The organism is Roseovarius sp. CAU 1744 (assembly GCF_039839345.1).
Classification (GTDB): Bacteria; Pseudomonadota; Alphaproteobacteria; order Rhodobacterales; family Rhodobacteraceae; genus Roseovarius.
Map to the genome: position 1 here is coordinate 151,423 of NZ_JBDOQV010000007.1, position 14,649 is coordinate 166,071.

The 14,649-nt window shown below is 59.2% G+C and carries 13 protein-coding genes; 12 read left to right on the top strand and 1 reads right to left on the bottom strand.

The genetic code is table 11. The features are described 5' to 3' along the window. The first annotated feature begins 9 nt into the window (after nt 1-9). The 10 genes from AAFO92_RS15470 to AAFO92_RS15515 all read left to right on the top strand — a co-directional run bounded on the left by AAFO92_RS15470 (nt 10) and on the right by AAFO92_RS15515 (nt 10,908). Complete coding sequence (locus AAFO92_RS15470; protein WP_347536559.1) at nt 10-1,098, top strand: ABC transporter ATP-binding protein; 1,089 nt, start codon at nt 10-12, stop codon at nt 1,096-1,098. A 14-nt stretch (nt 1,099-1,112) separates the two neighbouring features. Then, nucleotides 1,113-2,189 carry an ABC transporter ATP-binding protein gene (locus AAFO92_RS15475; protein WP_347536561.1) on the top strand — a complete coding sequence of 359 codons (1,077 nt, stop codon included), beginning with the start codon at nt 1,113-1,115 and terminating at the stop codon, nt 2,187-2,189. Next, the gene (locus AAFO92_RS15480; protein WP_347536563.1) at nt 2,189-3,058 is read left to right on the top strand and encodes a sugar ABC transporter permease; all 870 of its coding nucleotides are present in this window, start codon (nt 2,189-2,191) and stop codon (nt 3,056-3,058) included. Before AAFO92_RS15475 ends, AAFO92_RS15480 begins: the two co-directional genes overlap by 1 nt. 3 nt (nt 3,059-3,061) lie before the next feature. Further along, nucleotides 3,062-3,958 (top strand): carbohydrate ABC transporter permease, encoded by an 897-nt coding sequence (locus AAFO92_RS15485; protein ID WP_347536565.1) that lies wholly within the window; start codon nt 3,062-3,064, stop codon nt 3,956-3,958. 24 nt (nt 3,959-3,982) lie between these two features. Continuing rightward, a complete protein-coding gene (locus tag AAFO92_RS15490) occupies nt 3,983-4,255 on the top strand; it encodes a DUF2160 domain-containing protein (RefSeq protein ID WP_347536567.1) in 273 nt (90 codons plus the stop codon). Between the two features lie 85 nt (nt 4,256-4,340). Next, entirely contained in the window at nt 4,341-6,062 is a 1,722-nt protein-coding gene (locus AAFO92_RS15495) for an ABC transporter substrate-binding protein (RefSeq protein ID WP_347536568.1), read from the top strand. Nucleotides 6,063-6,172: 110 nt separating this feature from the next. After that, nucleotides 6,173-7,657, top strand: coding sequence for a glycerol kinase GlpK (glpK, locus tag AAFO92_RS15500; protein WP_347536570.1), 1,485 nt, complete (start codon nt 6,173-6,175; stop codon nt 7,655-7,657). A gap of 3 nt (nt 7,658-7,660) precedes the next feature. Next, the gene (locus tag AAFO92_RS15505) at nt 7,661-8,665 is read left to right on the top strand and encodes a class 1 fructose-bisphosphatase (protein WP_347536572.1); all 1,005 of its coding nucleotides are present in this window, start codon (nt 7,661-7,663) and stop codon (nt 8,663-8,665) included. A 31-nt stretch (nt 8,666-8,696) separates the two neighbouring features. Beyond that, complete coding sequence (fba, locus tag AAFO92_RS15510; protein WP_347536574.1) at nt 8,697-9,743, top strand: class II fructose-bisphosphate aldolase; 1,047 nt, start codon at nt 8,697-8,699, stop codon at nt 9,741-9,743. 19 nt (nt 9,744-9,762) lie between these two features. Further along, complete coding sequence (locus tag AAFO92_RS15515; protein WP_347536576.1) at nt 9,763-10,908, top strand: iron-containing alcohol dehydrogenase; 1,146 nt, start codon at nt 9,763-9,765, stop codon at nt 10,906-10,908. A 13-nt stretch (nt 10,909-10,921) separates the two neighbouring features. Here AAFO92_RS15515 and AAFO92_RS15520 read toward each other — a convergent pair whose 3' ends face one another. Then, on the bottom strand, nt 10,922-11,938 hold the full coding sequence (locus AAFO92_RS15520) for a LacI family DNA-binding transcriptional regulator (RefSeq protein ID WP_347536578.1): 1,017 nt from the start codon (nt 11,936-11,938) through the stop codon (nt 10,922-10,924). A 171-nt stretch (nt 11,939-12,109) separates the two neighbouring features. Here AAFO92_RS15520 and gap point away from each other — a divergent pair, with 171 nt between their 5' ends. Continuing rightward, nucleotides 12,110-13,141 carry a type I glyceraldehyde-3-phosphate dehydrogenase gene (gap, locus tag AAFO92_RS15525; protein WP_347536580.1) on the top strand — a complete coding sequence of 344 codons (1,032 nt, stop codon included), beginning with the start codon at nt 12,110-12,112 and terminating at the stop codon, nt 13,139-13,141. 3 nt (nt 13,142-13,144) lie between these two features. Beyond that, complete coding sequence (gene zwf, locus AAFO92_RS15530) at nt 13,145-14,596, top strand: glucose-6-phosphate dehydrogenase (RefSeq protein ID WP_347536582.1); 1,452 nt, start codon at nt 13,145-13,147, stop codon at nt 14,594-14,596. Nucleotides 14,597-14,649: the final 53 nt, after the last annotated feature.

Genomic DNA, 14,649 nt, shown 5'->3' on the forward strand with positions numbered 1-14,649 from the left:
AGACCCGCAATGACGCTGGAATTGAAAGGCGTATCCAAATCTGTGGACGGGCAGACGCATATTCACACGACTGACCTGACCCTGAAAAACGGCACGATGAACGTGCTGCTTGGCCCCACCTCGTCAGGCAAGACGTCACTTATGCGTCTCATGGCGGGTCTCGACACGCCGAATACGGGCCAGATCTTCTGGGAAGGTCAGGACGTGACGGGAATGCGTGTGCAGGACCGAAAGGTGGCCATGGTTTACCAGCAATTCATCAACTACCCGTCGATGTCCGTCTATGACAACATCGCCTCTCCGATGAAGCTTATGGGCGTCGATGCGAAGGAAATCGATCGTCGCGTGCGCGAGACCGCCGAATTGATGAAACTGACGCCGATGCTTGAACGCAAGCCGCTGGAGCTTTCGGGCGGACAACAGCAGCGTTGTGCGCTGGCACGGGCACTTGTCAAGAATGCCGGCCTGGTTCTGCTTGATGAACCGCTTGCAAACCTCGATTACAAACTGCGCGAGGAACTGCGTGTCGAGATCCCGAAGATCTTCGAAGCGTCGGGGTCGATCTTTGTGTATGCCACGACCGAGCCCGAAGAGGCGTTGCTGCTTGGCGGAAACGTCGCGACGCTCTGGGAAGGCCGCATCTCGCAATTCGGGCCGACACCCGAAGTGTACCGCCAGCCGGTTGACGCCACAACGGCGCGGGTCTTTTCCGATCCGCCGATGAACTTCCTGAACATACGGAAAGCCGGTGACGAATTGCAGTTCGGCGAGGGTCAGCAGGCCACAGCCAGCGGGCCGCTGGCGAAACTGCCGGATGGCCGCTACACGGCCGGATTTCGCCCGAACCACCTGGAAATAGAAAAACATTCCGAGGATGCGATGCAGTTCGTCGCCAAATTGTCGGTGACCGAACTTACAGGGTCCGAGACCTTCATCCACCTCGATCACTTCGACGAGCGTTGGGTTGGTCTGATCCACGGTGTGCATGATCTGCGGTTGGGCGACCGTCTGGATGTCTGGCTCGATCCGCGCCACGTCTACGTTTTTGACGAGGACGGCAAGCTCATCGCGCCCGCCGCCTATGCTGTAGCTGTCTGAGAGGAGGAGGAGACATGGCAAAAATCACGCTCGATAACCTCGCGCATTCCTACCTGCCAAATCCTGGCAGCGAGGATGATTTCGCGCTGAAGGAACTGAATCACGACTGGGCTGATGGTGAAGCCTATGCGCTTCTCGGGTCTTCCGGCTGCGGAAAGTCGACCTTGCTCAACATCATCTCGGGCCTGTTGCGGCCCAGCCAGGGGCGTATCCTGTTCAACGACCGCGACGTGACCGATGCGCCAACAGCCGAGCGCAACATCGCCCAGGTGTTCCAGTTCCCAGTCGTCTACGACACCATGACCGTACGCGACAATCTGGCGTTCCCGCTGCGCAACCGTGGCCGAGATGAGGCTTATGTGTCCGAACGGGTACAGGAAATAGGGGCGATGATCGGCATGGAGCATATGCTTGATCGCAAGGCGCGCGGGTTGACGGCGGATGCAAAGCAGAAAATCTCGCTTGGTCGCGGCATGGTGCGTAAGGACGTGAACGCGCTGCTTTTCGATGAACCGCTCACCGTGATCGACCCGCATATGAAGTGGGAACTTCGAACCCAACTCAAGAAACTGCACAACGATTTCGGTCATACGATGATCTACGTTACCCATGACCAGACCGAAGCGCTGACTTTTGCCGACAAGGTTGTCGTCATGTATGACGGCCGGGTCGTGCAGATCGGAACGCCCGAAGAATTGTTCCAGACGCCCGAACACACCTTTGTCGGCTATTTCATCGGTTCGCCCGGAATGAATGTGCTGCCGGCCAGAATCGACGGCCAGACGGCGCATATCGAAGGGTCGCAGATCACGCTTGGCCGGGCCTACAAAAACCTCGACGGCAAGGTCGAGATCGGCGTTCGGCCCGAATTCGCACGCCTTTCCCAGACCGAAGGCCTGCCGGTGAACATTGTCCGTATCGAGGATGTCGGGCGGCACAAGATCATCCGCGCCGAACTTTCCGGTCATGAAATCAACGTCATCGCTGACGAGGATGAATATGTCAGCACCGATATGAACCGTGTCAGTTTCGACACGAATTACGTCAACGTCTACGCCAATGATTGGCGCGCGGCAGGGGAGGCTGCGTGATGGAAAAAACAGTCAATCAAAAGGCCTGGTTTCTTGTCCTGCCGGTGCTGGTTCTGGTCGCCTTTTCGGCGGTGATCCCGCTGATGACGGTGGTGAACTATTCGGTGCAGGACACGTTCGGGAATAACGAGTTTTTCTGGGCCGGCCTCGAATGGTTTGCCGAAATGCTCGAATCCGACCGGATGTGGGATGCTCTTGGGCGTCAGATCATGTTCTCGGCGATCATCCTGGCAATCGAGATACCCCTTGGCATCTTTGTGGCTCTCAACATGCCGAAATCAGGTTTCTGGGCAAGCTTCTGCCTCATCCTGATGTCCTTGCCGCTGCTCATTCCGTGGAACGTGGTCGGCACAATCTGGCAGATCTTCGGCCGCGTGGATATCGGGCTTCTTGGCTATACGCTCAATGCGCTTGGCATCTCGTATAACTACACGCAGGATATCCTTGCCGCCTGGATCACGATCATCGTGATGGATGTGTGGCACTGGACGTCACTGGTGGCACTGCTGGCCTATGCCGGGCTGAAATCGATCCCCGACGCCTATTACCAGGCTGCCAAGATCGACCAGGCCTCGCGCTGGAAAGTGTTCCGTTTCATCGAATTACCCAAGATGATGGGCGTGCTGATGATCGCGATCCTGCTGCGCTTCATGGATAGTTTCATGATCTATACCGAGCCTTTCGTCGTCACCGGGGGTGGACCCGGCAATGCGACCACGCTTCTGTCGATCGACCTTGTGAAGATGGCCCTTGGCCAGTTCGATCTCGGACCCGCGGCGGCCTTCTCGATCATGTATTTCCTCGTAATCCTTCTCATCAGTTGGGTGTTCTACACCGTGATGACCAACCTCGACAAACGGGAGGGCTGAGCAATGCCGACTGATACACATGCCTCTGCGCCCGGCGCCGCAAGCCTTCCCGGCAAGGTGACCGAAACCCGCAGTACCGCCAGGGTTCGCCGCAAGTTCCGTCCGAACGGATCGGCCGTTGTGATGACACTCTACCTCGTGTTCCTGCTGCTGCCGATCTACTGGCTGCTCAACATGAGCCTGAAGACGAATACAGAGATCCTGAACACTTTCACGCTCTGGCCGGATAACCTGACACTGGCGAATTACATTACAATTTTCAGTGATCCTGCCTGGTATCTGGGCTACGTCAATTCGCTTATCTACGTGGTCATGAATACGGTGATCAGCCTTGCGGTGGCCCTGCCTGCTGCCTACGCTTTCAGCCGTTACCATTTCCTGGGTGACAAGCACCTGTTCTTCTGGCTGCTGACCAACCGCATGGCGCCGCCCGCAGTCTTCGCCCTGCCCTTCTTTCAGCTTTACAGTTCGGTCGGGCTGTTTGACACGCATATCGCCGTGGCCCTGGCGCACTGTCTGTTCAATGTGCCGCTCGCGGTCTGGATCCTCGAAGGGTTCATGCGTGGCGTACCCAAGGAGATCGACGAGACCGCCTATATCGACGGTTACAGTTTCGGCGGATTCTTCATCAAGATCTTCACGCCCCTGATTGCCAGCGGGATCGGTGTCGCAGCCTTCTTCTGCTTCATGTTCTCCTGGGTGGAACTGCTGCTATCGCGAACGCTGACCTCGGTCGATGCAAAACCAATCGCTGCAATCATGACGCGGACGCAGGGGGCCGCCGGTGTTGACTGGGGTGTTCTGGCCGCTGCCGGGGTTCTTACGATCGTGCCGGGTGCGCTAGTGATCTACTTCGTTCGTAACTACATCGCCAAGGGCTTTGCCCTGGGCCGCGTATAAACCTGAAAACGAGAGGATAAACTCATGGAATGGATGGCATGGACATGGCCGACAGCTATTTTCTTCGGCATCATCGCCTGCACTCTGATCGTCTTCACGATCCTCGCAATCAGACTTCCTGAAACGCCGAAAATCGGCATTCTCAGAATAGAGACGACTCGGGGTGACCGGCTCTTTATCACGCTTCTTGGCTCGGCCTTCATCAACCTGGCCTGGCTTGGATTGATCGGCGCCAATCAACCCTACGCGTTGGTAGTTTGCCTGATCTATGCCGCGGCGGTTTTTCGCTGGGTATAGTCAAGAGGCCCTGGCCGGGGGAAAGAGGAGCCCCGGTCAAGCAATCAATCTCCTCGCTGATATGGTTCTAAACGGGAGGACTCAAATGAACCTTACATTCAAGTCAACGACGGCTATTGCCTTGGCGCTCAGCCTTGTGACCGCACCGGCAATCGCCGGTATGGACGAGGCGAGGGAATTCCTCGACTCGGAGATCGGCGATCTGTCCACACTGACGCGCGAAGAGCAAGAAGCTGAGATGCAATGGTTTGTCGATGCCGCAACGCCTTTCGCCGGCATGGACATCAAGGTGGTGTCGGAAACGATCACCACACACGAATACGAAAGCCAGGTCCTGGCCCCGGCCTTCACGGCCATCACGGGCATCCAGGTCACCCACGACCTGATTGGTGAAGGCGACGTGGTCGAGAAGCTCCAGACTCAGATGCAATCAGGTGAAAACATCTATGACGGCTACATCAACGACTCGGACCTGATCGGCACCCACTGGCGCTATCAGCAGGCGCGAAACCTGACAGACTGGATGGCGGGCGAAGGTGCCGACGTCACCAATCCGAAGCTTGATATCGACGATTTTATCGGTTTGAGCTTCACCACCGGGCCTGATGGCAAGGTTTATCAGCTGCCCGACCAGCAGTTCGCGAACCTTTACTGGTTCCGCTACGACTGGTTCAATGACGAGAAAAACAAGACCGACTTTAAGGCGGAATACGGTTATGATCTGGGTGTTCCGGTCAATTGGTCCGCTTACGAGGACATCGCCGAATTCTTCACCGGCCGCGATCTCAGCCACTTGGATGTCGAAGGCGAAGTCTTTGGCAACATGGACTATGGCAAGAAAGACCCGTCGCTGGGCTGGCGTTACACCGACGCCTGGATGTCGATGGCCGGTATGGGCGATGTGGGCGAGCCGAACGGTCTGCCGGTCGACGAGTGGGGTATCCGCGTAAACGAGAACAGCCAGCCGGTTGGGTCCTGCGTGTCCCGCGGCGGGGCAACCAACGCACCTGCGGCAGTCTACGCTGTCACCAAGGCCATCGAGTGGCTTGAGAAATACTCGCCTCCTGCCGCTGCCGGTATGACCTTCTCCGAAGCTGGCCCGATCCCTGCGCAAGGAAATATTGCCCAGCAGATGTTCTGGTACACGGCCTTTACCGCCGCCACGGTGGAACCCGGCCTGCCGGTAATGAACGAAGACGGCACACCGAAATGGCGCATGGCTCCGTCGCCCCATGGTGTCTACTGGAAAGAAGGCCAGAAAGTCGGCTATCAGGACGCCGGTTCGTGGACACTGATGAAATCGACCCCGGTCGATCGCGCCAAGGCGGCCTGGCTCTATGCCCAGTTCGTGACCTCGAAAACCGTGGATGTGAAGAAAAGCCATGTTGGCCTGACATTTATCCGCGAATCGACCATCCAGCATGACAGCTTTACCGAACGTGCGGACAAGCTGGGCGGCCTGGTCGAATTCTACCGCTCGCCGGCGCGTGTCCAGTGGTCGCCCACCGGCACCAACGTTCCTGACTATCCGAAGCTGGCACAGCTCTGGTGGCAGAATATTGGTGACGCCATGTCGGGTGCAAAGATACCGCAGGAAGCACTGGATTCGCTCTGTGCCGACCAGGAGCGCGTGTTGGAGCGTCTCGAGCGCGCAGGTGTCCAGGGCGACATTGGCCCGAAGATGAACGAGGAAATGGACCCCGAGCATTGGCTGAGCCAGGACGGCGCGCCTTATGCGAAGATCCAGAACGAGGACGAAGAGCCCAAGACGATCGCTTATGACGAGCTGATCCAGTCCTGGCAATAAGTCTACCTCCCTGGTCGGGGCCTTTCGGGGCCCCGGCCACCTCCAAAAATTTTCCGAATCTGAACTGCGCCATCACGGCACAACCTGAATCGCTTTGAGGAGAGGCGGTCATGACTCATGTATTGGCCATTGATCAGGGGACGACATCGACCCGTGCGATCCTGTTCGACAGCAGCCTGGCCCCTGTTGCCAGTGCCCAGCAGGAATTCACCCAGCATTTTCCGGATAGCGGCTGGGTCGAACACGATCCGGCGGACCTCTGGTCTTCGACGGTGACCACCTGTCGCGCGGCAATCGAGAAGGCAGGCATTCAGGCCAGCGACATCATTGCCATCGGCATCACAAATCAGCGCGAAACGACGCTGCTCTGGGATCGAAAAACCGGCAAGCCGATCCACAACGCGATCGTCTGGCAGGACCGGCGGACCTCGGAAATGTGCCGGTCTCTCAAGGCTGACGGGTTCGAGGACACGGTCACCGACCGCACCGGGCTGCTGCTTGATCCGTATTTCTCGGGCACGAAACTGGCCTGGCTGCTCGACAATGTCGAAGGCGCCCGGGCGAGGGCCGACGCCGGTGAACTGGCCTTTGGAACGGTCGATACCTGGCTTGTCTGGAACCTCACAGGCGGACAGCGGCACGTCACGGACGCCACAAACGCGGCGCGCACGATGCTCTATGACATCCGCAAGGGGCGGTGGTCGAAAAGCATCTGTGACCGGCTTGGCATTCCCATGTCCCTGCTCCCCGAAGTGCGGGATTCGGCCTCAGATTTCGGTGAAACGCAGAGCGGTCTTTTCGGCTGTCCAATTTCGATTTCCGGCATTGCCGGCGACCAGCAGGCGGCAACAGTCGGCCAGGCATGTTTCAAACCCGGGATGCTCAAATCGACCTATGGCACGGGATGCTTCGCCCTGCTTAACACCGGTGACGTTCCCATCCGGTCGAACAACCGTCTGCTGACCACAATCGCCTATCAGTTGGACGGCACGCCGACCTATGCGCTTGAAGGGTCGATCTTTATCGCGGGCGCTGTCGTCCAATGGTTGCGGGACGGGTTGAAGGTGATCGGCGATGCAAAAGAGACCCAGACCCTGGCGCAACAGGCGGACCCGGCGCAGGAGCTTGTTCTTGTTCCGGCATTCACCGGTTTGGGCGCTCCCTATTGGCACGCGGAATGCCGCGGCGCGATCTTTGGCCTGACGCGTAACTCCGGGCCGGCCGAACTGTCCCGCGCCGCGCTGGAGAGCGTCGGCTGCCAGACGCGCGACCTGCTCGAAGCGATGCGGGCCGATATCGGTGACGAGATGCAAACGGTTCTCCGCGTGGATGGCGGCATGAGCGCCTCCGGTTTCACCATGCAGTACCTGGCCGATATCATCGACGCGCCGGTGGATCGCCCAAAGGTTCTGGAAACAACGGCAATGGGCGCCGCATGGTTGGCCGGGCAACATGCCGGCCTCTATCCGGCGCAGGATGAATTCGCGAAATCCTGGGAACTGGATCGCCGCTTTGAACCGGCCATGAGCGACATAGCGCGAGACAAGAAATTTACCGCATGGAAACGCGCGGTTCGCGCGACGATGGAGTATTGAGACATGTCTGACAGGTATTTACCGTCACTCCGTCAGTTTCTGACGCATCCCTCCGGCACCGAAGGACCGGACCCAGAGCTTGTGTTTCTGATCGAGGATATCGCCTCGGCCTGCCGGGCCATCGGCAATCAGGTCAGATATGCGGTCTTTGACGGTTTGACCGGCACCGCGGGCGAGGTCAACGTACAGGGCGAAGCGCAGAAGAAACTTGACGTGGCCGCCGATGAGACGTTCGAACGGATTTGCGCCAGCTCCAGGCGGCTGGCCGCCCTGGTCAGCGAGGAACGCGAAGAGATCACATGGCTCAAGGAGCCGGAAGCGGGCGATTTCCTGCTGTTCTACGATCCGCTCGACGGGTCATCCAATCTTGATGTCAATCTCTCGGTCGGCTCGATCTTTTCGATCTGCCAGGTCGATAGCGAAAACGCATCAGATGTCCTGAAACCCGGCACCCGGCAGATCTGCGCGGGATATGCCATTTACGGGCCCTCGGCCATGCTGGTGCTGACCACGGGCGCGGGCGTGAACGGGTTTTCCTACGATGACCGAACCGGCGACTTTCGCCTGACACATCCCGGTCTGACGATCCCGGCGGAGACGTCGGAATTTGCGATCAATGCCTCGCGCTACCATCACTGGGACGAGCCCGTTCGTGCCTATGTGGATGACTGCCTGGCCGGGCGCAGAGGGCCGCGGGGACGTGACTTCAACATGCGCTGGACGGCCTCGATGGTCGCTGATGTCCACCGGATCCTGATGCGTGGCGGGGTCTTTCTTTATCCGGTGGACGCGGCCAACCGCGACACCGGCGGCAAACTGCGCCTGCTCTACGAGGCCAATCCGATGGCGCTCATTGTCGAAAACGCCGGAGGGGCCGCGACCAGCGGGCGCAATCGGATACTCGATGAGCCGCCAACGAGTCATCATCAAAGGATCGCTGTCATGCTCGGCTCGCGCGACGAAGTCGCGCAGCTGGAGGACTATCACCGCCGAATGACGGGCAATTGACGCCGGTCACGACCTTACAGGAGACAAATACATGGCACTCATTTCCTTGCGCCAGTTGCTCGACGATGCCGCCGAACATGGCTATGCGCTACCGGCCTTCAACGTGAACAACATGGAACAGATGTTGGCGATCATGGCCGCGGCGGATGCCACAGACAGTCCGGTCATCATGCAAGCCAGCCGTGGCGCACGCCAATACGCCAACGACATCGTGCTGTCACATCTGATCCGCGCGGCAATCGACCTCTATCCCCATATCCCGGTCTGCATGCACCAGGATCACGGCAATTCGCCCGCCACTTGCATGTCGGCCATCACCAACGGGTTTTCATCGGTCATGATGGACGGCTCGCTCAGGGCGGATGGCAAGACCCCGGCTGATTTCTCGGAAAACGCCCAGGTGACCGCGAAGGTTGTCGAGATGGCGCATCTGATCGGCGTGTCGGTCGAAGGCGAAATCGGGCATCTGGGCTCGCTGGAAACCGGGCGGGGCGAGGTCGAGGACGGGCACGGGTTCGACGGAGAGCTCAGCCGAAACCAGCTGTTGACCGATCCCGAGGAAGCGGCTGAATTCGTCCGGCTGACCGGCGTGGATGCGCTTGCCGTGGCCATCGGAACGTCGCACGGCGCCTACAAGTTCACCCGCAAACCCGATGGAGAGATCCTGGCGATCGACCGGCTGCGGCAGATCCACGAACGGCTGCCGGACACCCATCTGGTGATGCACGGTTCATCGTCGGTGCCGCAGGATCTGCAGGACATCATCAATGCCCATGGCGGTGACATCGCCCCGACCTGGGGCGTGCCGGTCGAGGAGATTCAGAACGGAATTCGCTATGGTGTGCGCAAGGTGAATATCGATACCGATCTGCGCATGGCGCTGACCGGCGCGATCCGCAAGGTCTTTGATGAAAACCCCGGCGAATTTGATCCCCGCAAGTATCTTGCACCGGGGATCGCAGCCATGTCGCGTGTCTGTCGTGACCGGAACGAACAGTTTGGCGCGGCGGGTCGCGCCCATCGTCTCAAACCGGTGCCATTGGCCGAGATGGCGCAGCGGTATACAAGTAACACGTAACCCTCTGGTGACGCACCATATGCAACCCTTCGTTTTTCAGACCGCCGGAAAGATCCTTTTTGGCCGTGGTACCGCCGATGAGGCGGTGCCGCTGGTGCTGCCCCAGGGCGCGCGGCTGTTGCTGGTGCGCGGCAACAGCGTCGAGTGGGTCGATGAATTCCGCGCGCGTCTGGAAAAAGCTGGCATGGAGGTCGTGGAACATCGCACGCAGGGAGAACCCACGCTTGCCGATATCCGGGCCGTGACCGATCTTGGCCGCAACAGCCATGTGGCGCAGGTCGTGGCCGTAGGCGGTGGATCGGTGATTGATCTGGGCAAGGCCGCAGCCGCGCTTGTTCCGCAAGATGGCGACATACTGGAGTATCTGGAAATTATCGGTTCGGGGGCCCGTCTCGAAGCGATGCCCCTGCATTTCACGGCGATACCCACAACCGCCGGAACAGGTGCCGAAGTCACAAAGAACGCGGTTGTTGCCTGCCCCGAGGCACAGTTCAAGGCAAGTTTGCGGGATGAGCGGATGTTCCCGCAATTGGCGCTGGTCGATCCGGGTTTGACGGATGGCACGCCTTTGTCCGTGACGCTGTCTTCGGGAATGGACGCGTTGACACAGGTGATCGAGCCGTTCTTGTCCACGCGCGCGAACCCGATGCTTGACGCGCTTTGCAAAAGCGCCATCGAAAAGGCATCCGCTGCACTTGCGACTCTGGCACAGGGCGAAAACGCCTGTGCCAGAGACGAACTATCCTATGCCAGCCTCATGGGCGGCATTGCATTGTCGAATGCCGGTCTGGGCGCCGTTCACGGGTTTGCCGCAGCGATTGGCGGACGCACCAAGGCCCCGCATGGTTTGATATGTGCAAGGCTGCTTGGCCCTGTCCTGAAGGTAAATTCAGAGCTCTGCAGACAGGCCAAGATGGAGACGGCGAAATACGACTACATTCGCAAATCCATGTCCTCGGCAACCGGCCTCACGCACACGCAGGTCTTTGACGAATTGGGCGAATGGCTCACGCAGAGGACGCTGTCGCCGCTGTCGAACTGGGTCTCACAAGCTGACGATATTGACGCCATTTGTGACGCCGCCAGACAGGCATCTTCGATGAAATCCAACCCCCATGTCCTGACCACCGAGCAGCTGAGAACCGCGTTGACCGCCGCCTTGTGACCGCGCTTCGCCGTCAATCCCGAGACGTCAGCGACTGCCCCATATACACGGTCGGCTCCAATGTCTGCTGCACCGGCTTGATCTTGTCCCGTTGTTTCTGCTGCGTCAGAACAATCTCGGCCGCCGCCTCGCCAATCTCGAACCTGTGGGCATCGGTGGTTGCCAGCTCAATGGGCAGGCCACGCAGGATTTGCAGATTGTTGAACCCTGCGAGCGCCACGTTTTTCGGCACGTCGAGCCCGGTGGCGAGACAATGCATGTAGCCGCCCACAGCCATCACGTCGCTGGAATAATAGATGCATTCGACCCCGGGTGAGCGCTCCAGCATCCGCGCGGTCAGGTCCCTCCCGGTTTCGATCGAGGACTGGCCTTCGTAAAGTTCACGGTCAGCGAGCGTTACGGCGTCTTTTTCAAGACCCTCGACAAAACCGGAAAGCCGCTTTTGCGCCCTGTAATCGCACGCCATCTTCGTGCCGATGAACCCGATCTTGCGATAACCGCTGCGTAACAGGGTCCGGGCCATGTCATGACCGGCCTGAAGATGTGAGATGCCGACGCAATGCTCCACCGGATCGCCGTCGGTATCCATGATCTCGACCACCGGGCAACGCGCCGCAGCCATCAACGCCCGGGCCGGGGCGGTGTGTTCCAGACCCGCAACGATCAACCCCGATGGCTGCCAGCTCAGCATCTCGCCGATGACGCTTTCTTCTTCCGTCAGGTCGTAACCTGTGACGCCCACCACCACTTTCAGCGCGCTGGCTTTCAACCCCTGCGAAATCCCCGAAAGCACCTCGGGAAAGACGAAACTCGAAAGCGACGGGACCACGACGCCAACAAGATTGGAACTGCTCGAGGCGAGCGCGCCCGCGATCCGGTTTGGTTGGTAGCCGAGCGTTGCAGCGGCCTCTTTCACTTTTTCCCGTGTGGCCTCGGAGACATCCGGCGCGCCGCGCAGGGCCCGGCTTGCGGTCATTTCACTAACCCCGGCAAGCCGGGCGACATCTTTCAGGACCGCTTTTTTGATCATGCGCCAATGTTGTTCAGAATGCCGGGCTGCGCAAGCATTACCGATCAACAGGACGGGCGAATTTTTAAGTTGATTTTTGGAATTTTTGCAGTTACGTTAGCGCTAACGGTATCGGTAACGGTGCCAATCGGAATTGGGCCTGGATGTGGGCCATGATGCGGAGAACGTCACATGACAGTAAAAATAGCCATCAACGGGTTTGGTCGGATCGGCAGGGGCGTCCTGCGCGCGCTGATCGAAAGCGGCAACACCGATATCGAGGTCGTCGCAATCAATGACCTGTCTTCGCCGGAAACCATCGCCCACCTGCTCAAATACGACAGTGTGCATGGGCGGCTCAAAACGGCTGTAGAGGTCGAGGGCGAGCACCTGAAGGTCGGATCGCGACGCATCCGGCTGACCGCAATCCGCAACCCGGCGGAACTGCTCTGGAACGACGTGGATGTCGCATATGAATGCACCGGTCTTTTCACCGATCGGGACAAGGCGGCGCTGCACTTGCAGAACGGCTCGAAACGGGTGCTGATTTCGGCACCGGGCAAGGATGCGGACCGGACAATCGTCTACGGCGTCAATCACCGGGACCTGACCGCTGACGATGTGATCGTCTCCAACGCCTCCTGCACGACCAACTGCCTTGCGCCCGTCGCCATGGTTCTGGATCGGGAATTCGGCATCAAGACCGGCTACATGACCACGATACATGCCTTTACCGGGGATCAGCCCACCCACGACACCAGCCACCGAGATCTCTACCGCGCCCGGGCCGCTTCCTCGTCGATGGTGCCCACCTCGACCGGTGCGGCGCGTGCGATTTCGCTGGTGCTGCCACAGCTCAAAGGCCGCCTTGAAGGGTCTGCGGTCCGCGTCCCGACGCTGAACGTCTCGATGGTCGATCTGTGTTTCATGCCGGAAAAACCCGCGACCAGGGACGCGGTGAACACCGCGCTTGAGACTGCGGCCAATGGCGATCTTGCTGCCATCCTATCCTACGAAGACGCACCGCTTGTCTCGATTGACTTCAACCATGATCCGCATTCATCCTGTTTTGCCCCGGCCCAGACAACCGTTACAGAAGGGGGGATGGTGCGCATCGTCAGTTGGTATGACAACGAATGGGGCTTTTCCAACCGGATGGTTGATACCGGTCTGCGGATGGGCGCGCTTTTGCAGGATCGCAATCACCTGAAACTGGCAAGCTGACCGATGGTATCGCGTGTCATTCCGGTCGATCCATTCGATCTGATCATATTTGGAGCGACAGGTGATCTTGCCCGCCGCAAGATCCTGCCCGGCCTGTTCCACCGTTTTACCGTGGGACAGATGCCCGAAGAGGCGCGGATCGTCGGAACCGCGCGCTCCGAGATGGACAATGACGCCTTTCGCGGCGTGATTCGGGACAGTCTGCTGGAATTCGCGCCGCGCGCGGCCGAGCAGACAGGCCTGCTTGAACGCTTCCTGGAAAAGCTCAGCTATGTCTGCGTTGACGTCAAAGGGGATCAGGGCTGGGGGGATCTGGCAGGGTTCATGCGGCCCGATGCGGTAAGGGCATTTTATCTGTCGGTGTCACCTTCGCTATTCGGAGAAATTGCCGCCCGACTAAACGAGAACGGGATCGCCACGCCTGACAGCCGGATCGTGGTCGAAAAACCCTTTGGCCATGATCTGGCCTCTGCCAGGGCACTGAATGCCAGCCTTCGGCAAAGCTTTGACGAGCATCAAATCTACCGGATCGACCACTATCTCGGCAAGGAAACCGTTCAGAACCTGATGGCGCTGCGTTTTGCCAACTCGCTATGGGAACCGCTGTGGAATTCTACCCATATCGACCACGTGCAGATCACCGTCGCCGAAAGCCTGGGCGTCGAGGGACGGGGCGAATATTACGACCGCTCCGGCGCGATGCGCGATATGGTGCAGAACCACCTGATGCAGCTTCTGTGCCTCACTGCAATGGAGCCCCCCTCGCGGTTTCAGCCAAACGCCGTGCGGGATGAAAAGGTCAAGGTGATCGAAGCCCTGGAACCTGTCGCCCCGTCCGATATCGTGCGCGGACAATACCGCGACCGCAACGGTGAGGGCAGTTACCGCGATCACGCCGGTGATCCGAACAGCCAGACGGAATGCTTTGTCGCCATGAAGGTCAATGTCGGCAACTGGCGGTGGGCGGGGACCCCCTTTTATCTGCGCACGGGCAAGAAACTGCGGGCAAGAACGTCTGAAATCGTGGTGGTGTTCCGCGATCCGCCACACATGATTTTTCCCAAGATGGAAAAGCATCGCGGCAATGCGTTGATCATCCGCCTGCAACCGGATGAGGGCATCACCCTGCGCACGACGATCAAGGAACCCGGTCCCGGGGGCATGCGTTTGGCAGAAGTGTCGCTTGACATGACCTTTGCCGATGCGCTCGGGTCTCACGCCGAGGCCCAGGATGCCTATGAGCGGTTGATCATGGACGTGATCCGCGGCGACCAGACGCTCTTCATGCGCGGTGACGAGGTCGAGTCGGCCTGGGCCTGGATCGATCCGATCATCAAAGGCTGGGAAGAGTCGGAAACGGCTCCGGTGTCCTACGACGCAGGGGGGTCCGGGCCCGACGACGCGCTGATGCTGTTGCATCGGGGCGGCAGGCGCTGGCGCGAGATTGAGGTCTGATCATGCAAAATCACATCATATTCAATGCCACAGTTCAGCGACCGGACATGCTG

Coding starts and splice junctions, on each gene's coding strand:
- AAFO92_RS15470 (WP_347536559.1), top strand. CDS start 10: ATGACGCTGGAATTGAAAGGCGTATCCAAATCTGTGGACGGGCAGACG.
- AAFO92_RS15475 (WP_347536561.1), top strand. CDS start 1,113: ATGGCAAAAATCACGCTCGATAACCTCGCGCATTCCTACCTGCCAAAT.
- AAFO92_RS15480 (WP_347536563.1), top strand. CDS start 2,189: ATGGAAAAAACAGTCAATCAAAAGGCCTGGTTTCTTGTCCTGCCGGTG.
- AAFO92_RS15485 (WP_347536565.1), top strand. CDS start 3,062: ATGCCGACTGATACACATGCCTCTGCGCCCGGCGCCGCAAGCCTTCCC.
- AAFO92_RS15490 (WP_347536567.1), top strand. CDS start 3,983: ATGGAATGGATGGCATGGACATGGCCGACAGCTATTTTCTTCGGCATC.
- AAFO92_RS15495 (WP_347536568.1), top strand. CDS start 4,341: ATGAACCTTACATTCAAGTCAACGACGGCTATTGCCTTGGCGCTCAGC.
- glpK (WP_347536570.1), top strand. CDS start 6,173: ATGACTCATGTATTGGCCATTGATCAGGGGACGACATCGACCCGTGCG.
- AAFO92_RS15505 (WP_347536572.1), top strand. CDS start 7,661: ATGTCTGACAGGTATTTACCGTCACTCCGTCAGTTTCTGACGCATCCC.
- fba (WP_347536574.1), top strand. CDS start 8,697: ATGGCACTCATTTCCTTGCGCCAGTTGCTCGACGATGCCGCCGAACAT.
- AAFO92_RS15515 (WP_347536576.1), top strand. CDS start 9,763: ATGCAACCCTTCGTTTTTCAGACCGCCGGAAAGATCCTTTTTGGCCGT.
- AAFO92_RS15520 (WP_347536578.1), bottom strand. CDS start 11,938: ATGATCAAAAAAGCGGTCCTGAAAGATGTCGCCCGGCTTGCCGGGGTT.
- gap (WP_347536580.1), top strand. CDS start 12,110: ATGACAGTAAAAATAGCCATCAACGGGTTTGGTCGGATCGGCAGGGGC.
- zwf (WP_347536582.1), top strand. CDS start 13,145: ATGGTATCGCGTGTCATTCCGGTCGATCCATTCGATCTGATCATATTT.